The sequence below is a fragment of the Foliimonas ilicis genome, from assembly GCF_039939195.1.
GTDB classification, from domain to species: Bacteria; Pseudomonadota; Alphaproteobacteria; order Rhizobiales; family Rhizobiaceae; genus Foliimonas; species Foliimonas ilicis.
In genome coordinates this window covers 804,953-820,395 of record NZ_JBDUUH010000001.1, presented here as the reverse complement: position 1 = coordinate 820,395, position 15,443 = coordinate 804,953, and the positions used below count along the sequence as shown (strand labels likewise).

The window sequence follows — 15,443 nt, the reverse complement described above, 5'->3', positions numbered from 1 at the left end:
GGCTAAACGGAGAAAACTCCGGTCATGACAATCGCAGAAGCCCGCAGCCCAAGGGTCGCGGGCTTCTGTTCGACGTTTCTTAGTTGTCGATCGCTTCCTGGATCGCTGCATTGCCGCGCGTCACGGCACTGTCGAGCGCCTGCTGCGCGGTCTGCTGACCGTTGAGCATCTTCTCGAATTCCTCGTTCATGATGTCGCGAACCTGCGGAAGGTTTGCGAGACGCACGCCCTTGGAGTTTTCCGTCGGAGCCTCGCCCATCATCTGCTGGATCGGAATCTCGCGGCCCGGATTCTTTTCGTAGAAGCCGGACTTCTTGGTTTCCTCATAAGCAGCCATCGTCACCGGCAGATAGCCGGAAACCTGATGGAGCTTGGCCTGAACTTCGGTCTGCGAGAGGAATTCGAAGAAGGCTGCAACGCCCTTATATTCCTCGTCCGACTTACCGTCGAACACCCAGAGGCTGGCACCGCCCGGGATCGTGTTCTGCGGTGCGCCTTCTGCGTCGGCATCGTAAGGAAGCTGACCGGTGCCGTAATTCATGCCCGACTTCACCACGTCACCAAGTCCACCCGACGATTCGGTCAGCATGCCGCATTCGCCCGAAAGGAACAGGTTCTTGGCTTCTGCCGTGCGACCGCCGTAACGGAACACGCCTTCCTTGGCGAGATCGGCGATGCCCTGAAAATGCTTGACGAATTCAGGAGAGTTGAACTTCAGCTCGACATCGAGATTGGCAATGCCGTTTTCATTCGTGCCGTATTGCTGGTTGTTCCAGGCCGCGAAATTTTCGGTCTGAATCCAGGTCAGCCATGTCGAAGTGAAACCGCACTGTGCGGCGTTGCTGGACTTGATCTTGCGTGCGGCATCCCAGACTTCCGCCCATGTCTTCGGCGGATTATCGACGTCGAGCCCGGCTTTCTCGAAAATATCCTTGTTGTAATAAAGGATCGGCGACGAGGAATTATACGGGAACGAAAGCATCGAACCGTCCGGCTTCGAATAATAAGCCACGATGCCTGCGAGATATTTGCTCTTGTCGAACGCCTCGCCGCCTGCAGAAAGAATGTCGGCTACCGGCTTGATCGCACCTTCCGAAGCCATCATCACGCCCGTTCCGGCGTCGAAAACCTGAAGGATGTGCGGTGCCTGCTTGGCACGGAATGCGGCAATGCCTGCGTTCAGCGCTTCAGGATAAGTGCCTTTGAAAACAGGAACGACTTTATACTCGCTCTGGCTCTCGTTGAACTCTTTCGAAAGCCGTTCGACGACTTCGTTGTTCGCACCCGTCATGGCATGCCACCACGAAATTTCGGTTACGGCGAAGGCAGCGCTAGTCGAAAGTAGTGTGAAAGTCGCGGCTACACCGGCCGCAAGCCCTTGAAATCTCATGTCTCTCTCCCGTTTTTCCTTGGCGAAAGTTTTAGTCTCGCAAAGGGCAGTATCGACCGAATGTGACAGTCGGACAATGGTTTTGTTGCAACTTTGTGAAAAACGCAAGCGAAACGCAAGCGAAAGGAAGATGAAACACGCATAATATGCGCGCGACCATTAGCCGGGCGTTGCTTCACAAGGAAACAGCACCCGCTGGAAGTTCGCCGGCAAATTTATGTGGATTAGTTTGTAAGCGCTGCGTCGATCAAACGCTTGGCATCGGGGCTCGACCATTCCGCCGGACCGTTCATATGTCCAAGCAGGCAGCCCTCGTCATCGACCAGCAGTGTAACCGGCAGACCGAGCGCCAGACCGCGTTTCTTGAGATCGTTGAACAGGCCGAGCGAGCTGTCGCGGTAATAGGCAAGCTTATCGACCTTGGTGTCGGCCAGGAATTTCTTCGGCTTGGTATCGTCGCCCGTATCGATGTTGACGGCGACGACCTCGAATTTCTCGCTGCCCTTTTCCTCTTCCAGCGCATTCAAGGCGGGCATTTCCTCACGGCACGGCGCGCACCATGTCGCCCAGAGATTGACGAGCAAAATCTTGCCAGCGCGATCGGCCAGCGTCATCGGCTTGCCGTCAGGATCGTTGAACGCAAGGGTTTTGAGCGAAACGGGCGGATCGGCGGGCAAAAGTGCGGCCACCTCGCCGGTTGCAGCACTTCCCAGCGCCTTCGCCCTCTCGGTCTTTGCAGCACATGCGGCGATATCCGCCTCGTCATTGATGGCTGCTGCCTGCTGCGCAGGTGCTTGTCCCCTCTCTGGCGTGTTGCCAGACAGGGTCACGCTGACATATACCGCGAGCGCACCGGCAAGCGCGCCTGCCACAGCGGCGGTCAAAAGAAGGCGCGGAACCGGAATAAATTTCTTAGCCATACTCTAAAATCTCCGGAGCCCGGTTACCACAATGAGCGAGAAGAAGGCCAGCAACCAGATGTGGGGCGGACGATTTGCCTCGGGTCCTGCCGCAATCATGGAAGCGATCAACGCCTCGATCGGTTTCGACAAAAAGCTTTACGCGCAGGATATTCGCGGCTCGCTAGCCCATTCCGAAATGCTGGCCGAAACGGGCATCATAAAGAGCGAAGATCAAGAGAAAATCGCTCACGGCCTGAACACGATTTTGAAAGAGATCGAAACCGGCAAATTCGAATTCTCGGCGCGGCTCGAAGATATTCATATGAATATCGAGGCACGCTTGTCCGATTTGATCGGCCCTGCCGCCGGTCGCCTACACACCGCGCGCTCTCGCAACGACCAGGTTGCCCTCGATTTCCGCCTTTGGGTAAAGGACGAACTGATCCGCACCGCCGAGGCACTTAAAGGCCTGATCGCGGCATTTCTCGTCAGAGCCGAAGAACATGCGGCCAGCGTCATGCCGGGCTTCACTCATCTGCAAACCGCGCAGCCCGTGACCTTTGGGCATCATTGCATGGCCTATGTCGAAATGTTCGGGCGTGATCTTTCGCGCGTGCGGGATGCGGTAGAGCGGTTGGACGAGAGCCCGCTCGGTGCGGCGGCACTTGCGGGCACAGGCTTCCCCATCGACCGGCACAAAACCGCGAAAGCGCTAGGCTTTCGCGAACCGACCCGCAACTCGCTGGACAGCGTGTCCGACCGCGATTTCGCGCTGGAATTTCTTTCGATAGCGGCAATCTGCGCGACGCATCTTTCGCGTCTGGCCGAGGAAATCGTCATCTGGTCGACGCCGCAATTCGGTTTCGTGCGCCTGTCCGACAGCTTTTCCACCGGTTCCTCGATCATGCCGCAGAAGAAAAATCCTGATGCGGCCGAACTCGTGCGCGCCAAGACCGGCCGCGTGAATGGCCATCTGATCGGGCTTTTGACAGTCATGAAGGGTCTGCCGCTCTCCTATTCGAAGGACATGCAGGAAGACAAGGAAGCCGTTTTCGACACCGCCGAAACGCTCGACCTGATGATTGCCGCGATGACCGGAATGGTCGGCGACATGGAAATCAACATTGCGGCGATGAAGAAGGCGGCGGGTTCAGGCTATTCGACGGCTACCGACCTTGCCGACTGGCTTGTCCGCGAAGCAGGCCTGCCCTTCCGCGAGGCGCATCACGTCACCGGCAGAGCGGTCGCAATGGCCGAAGAACGCAAGATCGGCCTCGAAAAGCTGTCTCTTTCGGACCTGCAATCGATCAATTCGGCGATAAACGAGGGCATTTTCTCCGTTCTTTCGGTGCAAAATTCCGTAAAAAGCCGCACATCTTTCGGCGGCACGGCACCCGCAGAAGTGCGCAAGCAAATCCGCTACTGGAAAAAGCGCCTTGCAAAGGCGTAAATCCATCAAGCAGGATTGATCGCCAAGGGGTGCAATGGCACGAAAACTTCGCTAAAAGCGGCGAACGATTTCTTGATCAACGGATGGACTGGATGACCAGAAGCAGGATTTTGACGACGCTCGTGCTTCTGGCCGCAGTGACCGCAGTATCGGCCTGCGGGCGAAAATCCGGGCTGGACACGCCTTACGAGGCTGCGGTGCAGGCGCGCAAGGATGCCGAGAAAGCCGGTGAAAGCCCGCTTCCTCCGGAGCCTACTGCGCCCGAAACCGACAAGCCATTCCTTCTTGATCCGCTGATCTGATCTTACTCCCGGACTGCACATCGTGAATCATTTCAACTACCGCGACGGCCTGCTCTATGCCGAGGACGTGCCTGTACCGGCAATTGCCGATGAGGTTGGTACGCCCTTCTATTGCTATTCGACCGCCACGCTGACACGCCATTTCAAGGTTTTCTCGCAGGCATTCGCCGGGCTGGAAACGCTTGTCTGCTATGCGCTGAAGGCCAATTCCAATCAGGCTGTTCTGAAAATACTGGCAAATCTTGGCGCCGGTGCCGATGTGGTTTCGGAAGGCGAATTGCGCCGTGCGCTGGCCGCCGGTATTCCGCCGGAGAAAATCGTGTTTTCCGGCGTCGGCAAGACGGCCCGCGAGATGGATTTCGCGCTTTCCGCAGGCATTCATTGCTTCAACGTCGAATCAGAGCCGGAGCTGGAAATCCTGTCCCAGCGCGCCACAGAACTTGGCAAAATCGCGCGCATATCGCTGCGCATCAATCCCGATGTGGACGCAAAGACGCATAAGAAGATTTCGACCGGCAAGGCCGAGAACAAGTTCGGTATTCCGTGGCAGCGCGCCCGTGAAGTCTATGCCCGCGCCGCAAAGCTTCCCGGAATCCGCATCACCGGCATCGATACACATATCGGCAGCCAGATCACCGAACTCCAGCCTTTCGACGATGCTTTCGCGCTGCTGGTCGAACTGGTCGGCACGTTGCGCGCCGATGGGCATGAGCTTGAGCATGTCGATCTTGGCGGCGGCCTCGGCATTCCATACCGCAAGGACAACAACCCGCCGCCATTGCCTGACCTCTACGCCGACATCGTCAAGAAGCACATGACGAAGCTTGGCCTGAAGGTGATCTTTGAGCCGGGCCGTCTGATCGTCGGCAATGCCGGAATTCTGGTTTCGGAAGTCATCTTCATGAAGGAAGGCGACGCGAAGAATTTCCTGATCGTCGATGCTGCGATGAACGATCTCATTCGTCCCACGCTTTACGATGCCTTCCACGAAATTTTTCCAGTCGTTGAAGCCCTTCCCAACCAGCCGCATGTGACGGTCGACGTCGTCGGCCCGGTTTGCGAAACCGGCGATTATCTGGGCAATGAGCGCAATCTGCCACGGCTTGCCGCAGGTGATTTGATAGCGGTCGGCACGGCAGGCGCTTATGGCGCGGTGCAGGCAGGAACCTACAATTCGCGGCTTCTGATCCCCGAAGTTCTGGTCGACGGCGATCGTTTCCATGTCGTTCGCCCGCGCCGGACCTATGAGGAACTCATTGGCCTCGATTCGATACCCGACTGGCTTTGAGGTCCGCTCAATTGCCCGATCACAATGTTTTTAAGCGCGATTTTTCGCCTTCAAAACTCTTCAAAAACAGTCGCTTAGCAATCCGCTTCGAATACTGCACCAATATGCGGCTTCATTCGAGGATAGGCCGCCTCGCCTTTGCCCCGATTGTTGCTATTCTTTGCAGGTGAGAAAGCGCCTGGGTTGCGCAAGACACCGACCCCGGAAGGGCCGATGCCGGATAAAGGAACAGTAGACAGAGACAGACATAAGACGCGCGGCCTTTCATGGGCGCGCATCTCCACGCGCGCAGTGATGACGCTGGAGCGCGGTTGGCCGCTTGTTCTGCCTGTTCTGGTCGCGATCAGCCTTTTCCTCAGCCTTTCATGGCTTGGCGTTTTCCGCATTGTTCCTGAACTTGTGCGGCTTATCGCGATCGCCTTTTTTGCAATCGGCACCCTTGCATCGCTCTACCCGCTCCGCTTCTTCCGCAACCCGACAGCCGATGAGATCGACCGGCGCATCGAGGCGGCGAACAAGCTCGAGCACACGCCGGTTCTTGTCCAGACGGATCGCCCGACCGGCGAGGAAGACGCTTTCGGGCAGGCTCTATGGCGCGAACACCAGAAGCGCATGGCGGAAAAGCTCAACCGGCTGGGCAGCGACCTGCCGCGCACCGGCGTTCCCCAGCGTGATCCATGGGGTCTTCATGGTGCGGCGGCACTTTTGCTGTTTGTCGCCTTCGCCTTTTCCTTTGGGCCGCTGGGTGGCCGCATCGGGGACGTGTTTGAGGCACGTCCCGGTTTCGAAACATTGCCTGCCCGCATCGATGCATGGGTTACGCCTCCGGCCTATACCGGCAAGGCACCAGTCTTCCTGACGGCTGAAAACAACCAGCAGGCTTCGACCGTTACCGTCCCGGCAGGCAGCGAAATATCGCTGCGCGTGACCGGCGGCGCTGGCGACGAAAACCTGTCCTTCACCGATGGCGCAGGCAATACGCGCGAAATCGCGCCGCAGAGTGCGCAGGCAAATACCGATTCGAACGCAGCCCCCGCCAAGCAAAGCGGAGCGCCCCGCCAATTCGCTGGAAAACTTTCGCACAACGGCACGCTTTCGCTGAAATCGGGAAGTTCCGAACTGCGCAATTGGGCCTTCGCGGTCACGCCCGACACGCCTCCGACCATCCGCTTTACAGGTGATCCGCGCCGCGCGGCAAACGGCACGCTCGAATTGAACTACGAGATCGAGGACGACTACGGTGCGGCATCGGCAGAGGCCGCCTTCAGCCTTGATGAGACGCCGCCAGCCGGTACTCGTCCGCTCTACAAGGCCCCGGAAATGCAGCTTGCCTTGCCACGACGCGGCGCCGAGACGCCAGCCGCCAAAGCAAACCGCGACCTGACGGAGCATGTATGGTCGGGCAGCATGGTGAAGCTTGTTCTAAAGGCCAAGGATGCCGCGGGACAGGAAAGCACCAGCGAAACCAAGACCTTCATTCTCCCCGAGCGCCCTTTCCTTAACCCGCTCGCAAAAGCAGTGATCGAACAGCGCCGGATACTGGCGCTCGACGCGAACAAGAAGCCGGACGTCATCAATCTGATCGACGCGATCACGCTTCGCCCGGAAGACACATTCGACAATATGAGCCACTATCTGGCGATCAAGAGCGCGCAGACGCGGCTCAGAATGGCTGGCAGTGACGACCAGCTTCGCGAGGTCGTTTCCTATCTTTGGGACATTGCGCTGAACATCGAGGATGGCAGCCTTTCCGACGCCGAAAAGCGCCTGAAACAGGCTCAGGAAGCTTTGAAGCAGGCGCTTGAAAACGGCGCCAGCGACGAGGAAATCGACAAGCTCATGGCCGAGCTGCGCGATGCGATGAACGAATTCCTGCGTGAATTCGCCCAACGTGCGCAGCAGAATCCCGACATGGCGCAGCAGATGCCGCAGAACGGGCAGGAACTGCGCCAGAGCGATCTCGACCGAATGATGGACCAGATCGAAAATCTGGCGAAGTCGGGCAATCGCGATCAGGCGCAAGAGCTGCTTTCGCAACTCGAAGACATGATGAACAACCTTCAGGCAGGCCGCCAGCAACAGCAGCAGCAGGGCCAGAACGGTGAACAGAACGAGATGAACCAGCAGATGAACAAGCTGGGCGAGATCATGCGGCGTCAGCAGGAGATGATGAACGAGACCTTCCGCATGGACCAGCAGCAGCGCGGCCAGGGTCAGCAAGGTCAAGAGGGACAACAAGGCCAGCAGGGTCAGCAAGGCGAAGGCCAGCAGCCGGGCCAGAATGGCCGTCCAATGACGCCAGAAGAATTTGCCGACGCGCTGAAGCAGCTTCAGGAAGGCCAGGGCAAACTGCAGCAGGAACTCGACGCTCTGACGAAGGGCCTCGAAGGCATGGGCATTCAGCCGGGCGAAGGTTTCGGCGAGGCCGGCGAGGCTATGGGTCAGGCCGAAGGCGCACTTGGACAGGGCGAAGGCGACCGCGCCGTCGGCCAACAGGGCCGTGCGCTGGAAGCATTGCGCAAGGGCGCACAGGACATGATGCAACAGATGCAGCAGGCCATGGAAGGCGAGGAAGGCGGCGGCCAGGAAGGCGGACGCCAGCAGAATTCCGACCGCGATCCGCTTGGCCGTCCGCGTGCAACGACCGGTCCAGACTTCGGAAATTCGGTGAAAGTGCCGGGCGAGATCGACATCCAGCGCGCCCGTCAAATTCTGGAAGCGATCCGCAAGCGTCTCGGCAATGCGCTGAGCCCCGAACTCGAGCGCGATTATCTGGAACGCCTGCTCGATATGAGGTGAGCGATCAGGCCGGTTTGGAAGGCAATCCCGGATCGGTTTCGACAAGCGAGGCGTGCTGCGCCATACGGCTCCACCATGATGACAGCTTCGGATAGGTGCTCAAAGAGCGCGCACCTTCCGGCGCTGCAGTGAAATAAGCTATCATCGCCGCAAGATGAAGATCGGCCAGTGACAGGCTCGACCCGACGAGAAATGCCCCGCCGCTGGCGAGATTTTCCAAAGCACTCAAAACATTCTGCGATTTCGCGATGCCGTCAGCGATCATCGCCTCGTCCCCCGCATTGCCGATGGCAGGCGCAAAGATGCGCTGTGCGAAGACCTGCCGGACCATCGGCCAGTAGCCATAGGAATCGATGATAGCGATGATCTGGTTCATCCGCGCGCGTTCGCGCGGTGTTTTCGGCTGCAAGCGAGGGCCGTCGAACGCTTCATCGACATAGCGGATGATCGCGCTGGTCTCAAAAAGCACGAACCCGTCATGCTCCAGCGTCGGCACCCGTCCAAACGGGTTCAACGCCAGATAGGATGCAGGAATATCCTCGAACGGATCGACCTCCACATGCTGCCAGCTTACGCGTTTTTCGAGCAAGGCCATGCGCGCGATGCGCACATAGACGCTGTAGTGGTAGCCGTGGAGAACGACCGGCATTTAGCTGTGGAGCGCCTTGGCAACGCGCCCGCGAATGTCTGCAAGAGTAAAAGGCTTCTGGACCACATCGACGATGATGGCGTTCAGATCGTCGGCGCGTTCGCGCTGGTCGGCATAGCCTGTAATCAGCATGATCTTCATCGATGGAAACGAAAGGGCGGCAGTTTTCGCCATTTCGATGCCGTCCATTTCAGGCATGCGAATGTCCGAAACGACCAGATCATATTGGCCGCGAGCCGCGTTTATGAGGCATAGCCCCTGCGCTCCATCTGCGGCGAGTTCAACTGTATGGCCTTCACGCTCGAGTGCACGGGCGGCCAGGGTGCGTACGGACTCATCGTCCTCGACAATCAGGATTTTTGACATGGCGGGATCATCGCCGCCATACGTTGAGGTTTTCTGAAAGCTTATACTTAATCAAACGTCGCCTTTTACGACGCCGACGAATGGCAGCTCGCGGAATGCGTGGCCGACATCCATGCCATAGCCCACGACAAAGTAGTCCGGGCATTCAAAACCGACGAAATCCGCGGTCAGATCCGTCTGGCGGCGCGTATGCTTGTCGAGAAGCACGGCAATCGAAACGCTTTTCGCTCCGCGCGAGAGCATGAGTTCGCGGGTGAATTTCAGCGTCTTGCCCGATTCGAGAATATCATCGATCAAAAGCACGTCGCGCCCGGCGACCTCATTGTCGATGTCGCGCAGCACTTTCACTTCGCCGCTGGTCGTGCCTGCGCCATAGCTGGAAATAAAGATGAACTCGACTTCCGGCGAAAGGCCGGTGTCGTGCATGGCGCGAATGAGATCGGCCGCGAAGACGAACGAACCCTTGAGGATGGAGATGACCAGAAGGTCATCGTAATCGCGCCCTGCAATGTCCTTGGCGAGTTCCAGATTGCGCCGGGCAATGGTCGATGCCGAGAACAGAACTTCGATGTCTTTTCCGCGTACAACGGCCATGCGTGGTCCTCCTATTCGATGAAGGCGGCGCTCACCGTCCTTACACCGGTTTTAGGCACGCCGAGCCTGCTCGAAAAGGCGAATTTCTCTCCGGGCGTCATCATTGTACCCGCTGTCCCCAGCTTGTGACGCGTTATCGCCCCGTCATTTCCGACAATTCGGATTTCGAGCGGCGGCCGCTTTAGTGAATCAGCAGTTTCGTTGACGGCTTCTCCGTCGATGTAAAGCACACCGGCAGTGCCGGTATCTTCGATGCGCGAGGAGATATTGGAGATGCGCAGCGTAGCGACAGGCGAAGCGCTTTCCACAGGCAACGCATTTCGAAAATAGGCGTGACCGCCCGAAACCCAAAAGGTCGCGAAAATAAGCCCGATTGCAACGCTCCAGAACATCGCGCCACCGCGCCGGCGGGCAGGCTGCACCGCCTGATCGAACCGCAATATGTCCATCCCGGCGGCTGAGGTTTCTGGCGGATTGCTGATTCGTGATTCGGTACGTGATTCGCGCTTCGGCGCGTCCCCGCCGACGATTTCGTAATCCGCATCGACGACATCGGTGAAATCAGGCCGAGCCGAGGCAAATGCGGGCATATCTGCCGCATTCGTCATGATTTCGCCGGAAACCGGGCGTGCTTTGGGTCGTTCGATCATCAGGCTTGGGCAAATCTTTCGAAACTTGCCGTTTTTGGTTAAACCGAAATGGTTAATGCTTCGCGATTTCAACGCGAACGTCTCAATCCTGCTCCGAAATTAACCGGTGATTAACCATGCGGGCCGATGGTCCCAATGCACCACCCTTTGCAAGGTTTAACAATTGATCCGTTTCGAGAATGTCGGCCTCAGATATGGAATGGGCCCGGAGATTCTCCGGGACATCTCATTCCAGATTCCGCAGCGTTCCTTCCAGTTTCTGAGCGGCCCTTCGGGCGCCGGAAAAACCACTCTGCTGCGCCTGCTGTTCATGTCGCTGAAGCCGACGCGCGGGCTGATTTCCGTATTCGGCAAGGACCGCTCACGCATTTCGCGCACCGAACTGCCGCTGATGCGGCGACGCATCGGCATCGTCTTTCAGGATTTCCGTCTGCTCGACCATATGACGACCTATGAAAACGTCTCCCTGCCGCTGCGCGTGCGCGGCCGCGAGGAAGCGAGCTATCGCAGCGACGTCACCGAACTCCTGAAATGGGTCGGCCTCGGCGAGCGCATGCATGTTTTGCCGCCGGTGCTTTCAGGCGGTGAAAAACAGCGCGCGGCAATCGCCAGAGCACTCATCGAACAACCCGAAATCCTTCTTGCAGACGAACCGACAGGTAATGTCGACCCACCGCTGGCGCGCAGGCTGTTGCGGCTTTTCATCGAGCTCAATCGCCTCGGCACCGCTGTCGTCATCGCCACGCATGATCTGGGCCTTATGGAACAGGTGGACGCCCGCCGCATGATTCTGGCGAATGGAAGGCTCGACATCTATGACTGATGATCAGGAGCTTGTTCACGAGCAGGAAGCCCATGAAGCGCCAGCGGCCCCAAGAGTTCGCCAGCAGCGCAAAATGGCACCCATCGTGCCGGAACAGAATGTTGCCGGGCGCGCGCTGGTCTGCGTCATAGCCATCATGACATTCCTCTCCTGCCTGACGCTGGGCGGGGTGACGCTCGTTCGCGATACGGCCTCGGTCTGGGAAAACCAGATTTCGCGCGAAGCGACGATTCAGGTGAAGCCGGTCGATGGCCTCGACATGGAAGAGGCGCTGAATTCGGCGGCGGGTCTCGCTGGTGGTTTTGCAGGTGTTCGCGGAACACGCATCGTCGACCGCGCCGCAACCGCGCGTCTGCTCGAACCGTGGCTTGGTTCTGGTCTCGACATCGACGAACTGCCCGTTCCGCGACTCGTGGTCGTAACGCTGGATGAAACGAACCCGCCCGATTTTTCCGCTTTGCGCGCCATGCTTCAGGCCGACATTCCAAGCGCCTCGCTGGACGATCACCGCACATGGGTAGACCGTCTGGTCGCCATGGCGCGGACCACCGTCACGCTCGGTATAGCCGTTCTGGTTCTGATGCTCTCCGCGACGATCCTGTCGGTCGTTTTTGCCACGCGCGGCGCGATGGCGGGCAATGGCCACATCATCGAAGTTCTGCATTTCGTGGGCGCGGAAGCACGCTTCATCGCAACTCAGTTTCGCCGTCATTTCCTTTTGACGGGTATGAAGGGTGCCGCCGCCGGTGGCCTTGCGGCTATCCTGGTGTTTATCGTCTTTTCGTGGTGGTCGTCGCGCAATCTCGCAACACCGCAGGCGGATCAGGCAACCGCCCTGTTCGGAAATTTCGCTATTGGTGCGGCGGGTTATGGAGGTGTCGCCCTCATCGTTCTGCTCATCGCAGGGCTGACCGCGGCAACCTCGCATATGACGGTCGTCGCCTATCTCAGCGATATCGAAATCAAGCAGCCGGAGGCTTGATCACGGATGATGACAAATCTTCACATAATGTGCATTTCTGAAGTTATCATTCGTCCGGCTTCGAGCTTACCTTCGATACCATGAACGCGAACGAGGCGACTCATGCGGCAAACGCAATTCCGGCGCTGGCCCGGTCAGGCGAAGGGTTTTCGAAACGTCGCATGATGAGGCTTTTGCGCGCTTTCTGCTTCTTAGTCGTGGCCGGCGTGCTTCTTTTCGCCGGTGGGTTCGGCTGGTTCGCAAACCATGTCAGCAAGCTTACGACGCCTGACAATCCGCAAAGTTCGGACGCCATCATCGTGCTTACCGGCGGGCAATCGCGGCTCGATGCGGGGCTTGATCTCCTCAAATCCGGCAAAGGCAAGCGTCTGCTCATCAGCGGCGTTCATCCTTCTGCAGGCAGAAGCTCCATCCGCGCCGCGACGGGCGGCGACAAGGATCTGTTTTCCTGCTGCGTCGACATCGACCATGCCGCGCTCGATACGATCGGCAATGCCGAAGAAAGCGCAAAATGGGTGACCGACCACGCCTATGGCAGCGTGCTGATCGTGACCAACAATTACCACATGCCGCGCAGCCTTCTGGAAATGGGCCGCTTCGTCGGCAATGCGGAACTGCGCCCTTACCCGGTCGTCAACACAAAGCTCGACAACGGCAACTGGATGACCAAACCGGCGGCGATTCGCGTTATCTTCACCGAATATTTGAAATTCCTCGGTGCTCTTGTGCGCGGGTACATTCCGGTTCGCGGAACCTCCGATGGATTGGTCATCGCAGGCTCGCCAACGAACGGCTGATCACCGTAAAATCCCAAGCTTGGGCTTGAACATCGGCGGCTGCGGTGTCACGAACGCTGAAGCATCACAATCAGGCATTTTTTCATGCTCCAACTCCGCTCGGTGGCGTTCAACATCGTTTTCTATCTGAATTTGATCGTTCTGATGATCGTGTTCACGCCCTATTATTTTCTGTCGCCACGCCATCGCGCATGGTTCGTCCCGAAATTCTGGTCGAAAACCAGCCTTTGGTTTCAGGAAAAGATCGCAGGTACGAAAAGCGAGATCACCGGACAGGAAAACCTGCCCGAAGGCTCGTTCATACTGGCTCCGAAGCACCAGTCCTTCTGGGATACGATGGCGTTTTTCCCGTATCTGCGCGACCCGCTCTACATTTTGAAGCGCGAGCTGACATGGATTCCGTTTTTCGGCTGGTACATCATGAAAATGCGCATGATCCCGGTCAATCGCGGCAGCCGCTCAAAGGCGCTGAAAGCCGTAACCATCGCGACCAAGCGCGAAATGGCCAACGACCGCCAACTCATCATCTATCCTGAAGGCACGCGCCGCCCGCCGGGTGCAGAGCCAGCCTACAAATGGGGCATCGTCGAGCTTTATACCCAATTGGGAATGCCCGTTGTTCCGGTGGCCCATGTCGCCGGGCTTTACTGGCCTCGCCGCAAATTCCTGCGCTATCCCGGAACGATCAAGGCGCGCTTCCTGCCACCCATCGAAGCCGGTCTGGAAAAAGAAGAATTCATGCGCAGGCTAATCTCGGAAACAGAGGCCGCTTGCGACGCATTGCTGATCGAAGCCGCACGCTCGGAGAACCCGCCGCTAATGCCGCCAACAGCGATCAAGCGCTTGCAGGAACTGGGCGAGCTCTAAACCTTGATGCGGCTGGCGACGCGTTCCAGCCAATGGTCACGAATGCCGAGCGCCTGAAGATGCTCGATCGTATTGAGCACATAATCCTCATTCGCGCCGGATTGCCCCTTGGCGCCCTGCACGATGGAGGCGGCGTCCAGATCGTCGAGGCCGCCCGCATACTGGTCGTGGCGGCGATCCACCACATAGGCGACCGCATGCACGATCCCGCCCCCATCGAGCCGCACAGGCAGCGTTCGTTCCAGATAGACATTGGTGACGAGTTCGCGCGCGCGCAGATAGGCAATCACCTCGTCATGCAAATCGCCCGGCACCCGAAACGCCAGACCGACGCAGGAGCCGCCACGATCCAGCCCAAGCACAAGCCCCGGCCTTTGCGGCGTGCCGCGATGAACGACGGACTTCACGCATAAAGATCGACGAAAGCCATGCAAACGGGCGCGGCGCGTCTCGACATGCGCGAAACCCGGACGCCAGATCAGCGAGCCATAGCCAAAAACCCAAAAATCGCCCATATCCAACGCCAGACAAAATTTGCGGCACACGGGCCGCGACCAAGTTCGAAAGCCGCCTGATGACCTTTGAAGACCGTCCTGCGAAAAGCTACAGCCGCCGAATTCTGTTTCTGGGTGTCTTCGCAGCCCTGCTCGCAGTCGGCTATTCCGGGGTCTGGTTCTATCTGGCCGACCGGCTGGAAACAACCTCCCGCGCAGTGATCGCATCGCTCAATCATGACGGCGTGAAAGCCGAATGCACCAATTCGACAGCGCGCGGCTATCCGTTTCGCATCGGCATATTCTGCGAGCAGGTTTCTTTCGAAGACGCCAATAACGGCATCATGGCATCGGCGGGAAATTTCCGCTCCGCCGGCCAGATTTACGACCCGATGCGCCTGATTGCAGAGCTTGACGGGCCTGCCAGGATCGATCTGCCGCAAGCGCCGCCGCTTGAATTGAACTGGAAGAATCTGCGCTCCAGCATGAGGCTGGCCCAGCCTTTGCCGCAAAGAATTTCGGTCGAGGGGCAGGAACTTACGGCAACGGAGCCGGGTGGCGAAAAGCGCATTCTGACCGCGGAAACCTTCGAGTGGCATATGCGCCCGAACGCCGCCGATCTCGACCTTGCCGGAAACTTCGTGAACCTCGCGCTCGATCCCAGCCTGGTCGAAGGACGCGCTCTGCCGCCGCTTTCCAGCGAGAGCGACGTGACCCTCACCAATGGCGCGCAGCTTCTGCTGCAGGATGTACGCAGCATGCGAGGCCAGTCCGGCACCATCCGCACATTGACGCTGACCACCGGCCCGGAAACCGGGCTGGCGCTGAGCGGACCGTTTTCAATCGATCAGGATGGGTTGATCGACGCCAGCCTGAACATCGCGATTCGCGACCCGAAAGGCATAGCAAGCGTGATTGGAGATATTCTGCCCGAATATAGACGCCAGATCAGAAACGCATCCTCGGCGCTGGGCTTTCTAGGCAACGCGCCATCGATCCCCCTGACGATCGTCAAGGGGCAGGCCTCCATCGGCTTTATCTCGCTGGGATCGATCCCGCCGGTTCAGCCATAAGCATGTTGCCCGAAAGT

Annotated in this window: 16 protein-coding genes; 9 read left to right on the top strand and 7 right to left on the bottom strand. The window is 58.4% G+C overall.

Features of this window, described 5'->3' with window-relative positions; all coding sequences use genetic code 11:
• Positions 1-79 precede the first annotated feature (79 nt).
• Both ugpB and tlpA read right to left on the bottom strand, forming a co-directional pair.
• Complete coding sequence (gene ugpB, locus ABFT80_RS04115; protein WP_347970566.1) at positions 80-1,390, bottom strand: sn-glycerol-3-phosphate ABC transporter substrate-binding protein UgpB; 1,311 nt, start codon at positions 1,388-1,390, stop codon at positions 80-82.
• A gap of 224 nt (positions 1,391-1,614) precedes the next feature.
• Positions 1,615-2,310, bottom strand: coding sequence for a thiol:disulfide interchange protein TlpA (tlpA, locus tag ABFT80_RS04110; protein ID WP_347970565.1), 696 nt, complete (start codon positions 2,308-2,310; stop codon positions 1,615-1,617).
• Positions 2,311-2,341: 31 nt separating this feature from the next.
• Here tlpA and argH point away from each other — a divergent pair, with 31 nt between their 5' ends.
• The 4 genes from argH to ABFT80_RS04090 all read left to right on the top strand — a co-directional run bounded on the left by argH (position 2,342) and on the right by ABFT80_RS04090 (position 8,131).
• Positions 2,342-3,742 carry an argininosuccinate lyase gene (gene argH / locus ABFT80_RS04105; protein WP_347970564.1) on the top strand — a complete coding sequence of 467 codons (1,401 nt, stop codon included), beginning with the start codon at positions 2,342-2,344 and terminating at the stop codon, positions 3,740-3,742.
• 92 nt (positions 3,743-3,834) lie between these two features.
• Positions 3,835-4,044 (top strand): lipoprotein, encoded by a 210-nt coding sequence (locus tag ABFT80_RS04100; protein ID WP_347970563.1) that lies wholly within the window; start codon positions 3,835-3,837, stop codon positions 4,042-4,044.
• Positions 4,045-4,066: 22 nt separating this feature from the next.
• A complete protein-coding gene (lysA, locus tag ABFT80_RS04095) occupies positions 4,067-5,332 on the top strand; it encodes a diaminopimelate decarboxylase (RefSeq protein WP_347970562.1) in 1,266 nt (421 codons plus the stop codon).
• Between the two features lie 213 nt (positions 5,333-5,545).
• The gene (locus ABFT80_RS04090) at positions 5,546-8,131 is read left to right on the top strand and encodes a TIGR02302 family protein (protein WP_347970561.1); all 2,586 of its coding nucleotides are present in this window, start codon (positions 5,546-5,548) and stop codon (positions 8,129-8,131) included.
• A gap of 4 nt (positions 8,132-8,135) precedes the next feature.
• Here the strand turns inward: ABFT80_RS04090 and ABFT80_RS04085 are convergent, their stop codons facing one another.
• The 4 genes from ABFT80_RS04085 to ABFT80_RS04070 are packed head-to-tail and all read right to left on the bottom strand — an operon-like array spanning position 8,136 to position 10,390.
• Positions 8,136-8,780: a glutathione S-transferase family protein gene (locus ABFT80_RS04085; RefSeq protein ID WP_347970560.1), complete on the bottom strand. Its 645-nt coding sequence runs from the start codon at positions 8,778-8,780 to the stop codon at positions 8,136-8,138.
• Positions 8,781-9,146 carry a response regulator gene (locus tag ABFT80_RS04080; protein WP_347970559.1) on the bottom strand — a complete coding sequence of 122 codons (366 nt, stop codon included), beginning with the start codon at positions 9,144-9,146 and terminating at the stop codon, positions 8,781-8,783. It lies immediately after the preceding gene.
• A gap of 51 nt (positions 9,147-9,197) precedes the next feature.
• Complete coding sequence (gene hpt, locus ABFT80_RS04075; RefSeq protein ID WP_347970558.1) at positions 9,198-9,740, bottom strand: hypoxanthine phosphoribosyltransferase; 543 nt, start codon at positions 9,738-9,740, stop codon at positions 9,198-9,200.
• Between the two features lie 11 nt (positions 9,741-9,751).
• A complete protein-coding gene (locus tag ABFT80_RS04070; RefSeq protein ID WP_347970557.1) occupies positions 9,752-10,390 on the bottom strand; it encodes a hypothetical protein in 639 nt (212 codons plus the stop codon).
• 163 nt (positions 10,391-10,553) lie between these two features.
• Here ABFT80_RS04070 and ftsE point away from each other — a divergent pair, with 163 nt between their 5' ends.
• From ftsE to ABFT80_RS04050, 4 genes are all read left to right on the top strand, one after another.
• A complete protein-coding gene (gene ftsE, locus ABFT80_RS04065) occupies positions 10,554-11,213 on the top strand; it encodes a cell division ATP-binding protein FtsE (protein WP_347970556.1) in 660 nt (219 codons plus the stop codon).
• Positions 11,206-12,195, top strand: coding sequence for a cell division protein FtsX (locus ABFT80_RS04060; protein WP_347970555.1), 990 nt, complete (start codon positions 11,206-11,208; stop codon positions 12,193-12,195). The genes ftsE and ABFT80_RS04060 overlap by 8 nt, the downstream gene beginning before the upstream one ends.
• 161 nt (positions 12,196-12,356) lie before the next feature.
• The gene (locus ABFT80_RS04055; RefSeq protein WP_347970554.1) at positions 12,357-12,992 is read left to right on the top strand and encodes a YdcF family protein; all 636 of its coding nucleotides are present in this window, start codon (positions 12,357-12,359) and stop codon (positions 12,990-12,992) included.
• Between the two features lie 84 nt (positions 12,993-13,076).
• Positions 13,077-13,859, top strand: coding sequence for a lysophospholipid acyltransferase family protein (locus tag ABFT80_RS04050; RefSeq protein WP_347970553.1), 783 nt, complete (start codon positions 13,077-13,079; stop codon positions 13,857-13,859).
• Here the strand turns inward: ABFT80_RS04050 and ABFT80_RS04045 are convergent.
• The gene (locus ABFT80_RS04045) at positions 13,856-14,374 is read right to left on the bottom strand and encodes a gamma-glutamylcyclotransferase (protein ID WP_347970552.1); all 519 of its coding nucleotides are present in this window, start codon (positions 14,372-14,374) and stop codon (positions 13,856-13,858) included. The two genes, ABFT80_RS04050 and ABFT80_RS04045, sit on opposite strands and share 4 nt — an antisense overlap.
• A 59-nt stretch (positions 14,375-14,433) precedes the next feature.
• On the opposite strand from ABFT80_RS04045, the gene ABFT80_RS04040 reads away from it, so the two are divergent.
• Complete coding sequence (locus tag ABFT80_RS04040; protein ID WP_347970551.1) at positions 14,434-15,426, top strand: DUF2125 domain-containing protein; 993 nt, start codon at positions 14,434-14,436, stop codon at positions 15,424-15,426.
• The last annotated feature ends 17 nt before the right edge of the window (positions 15,427-15,443 follow it).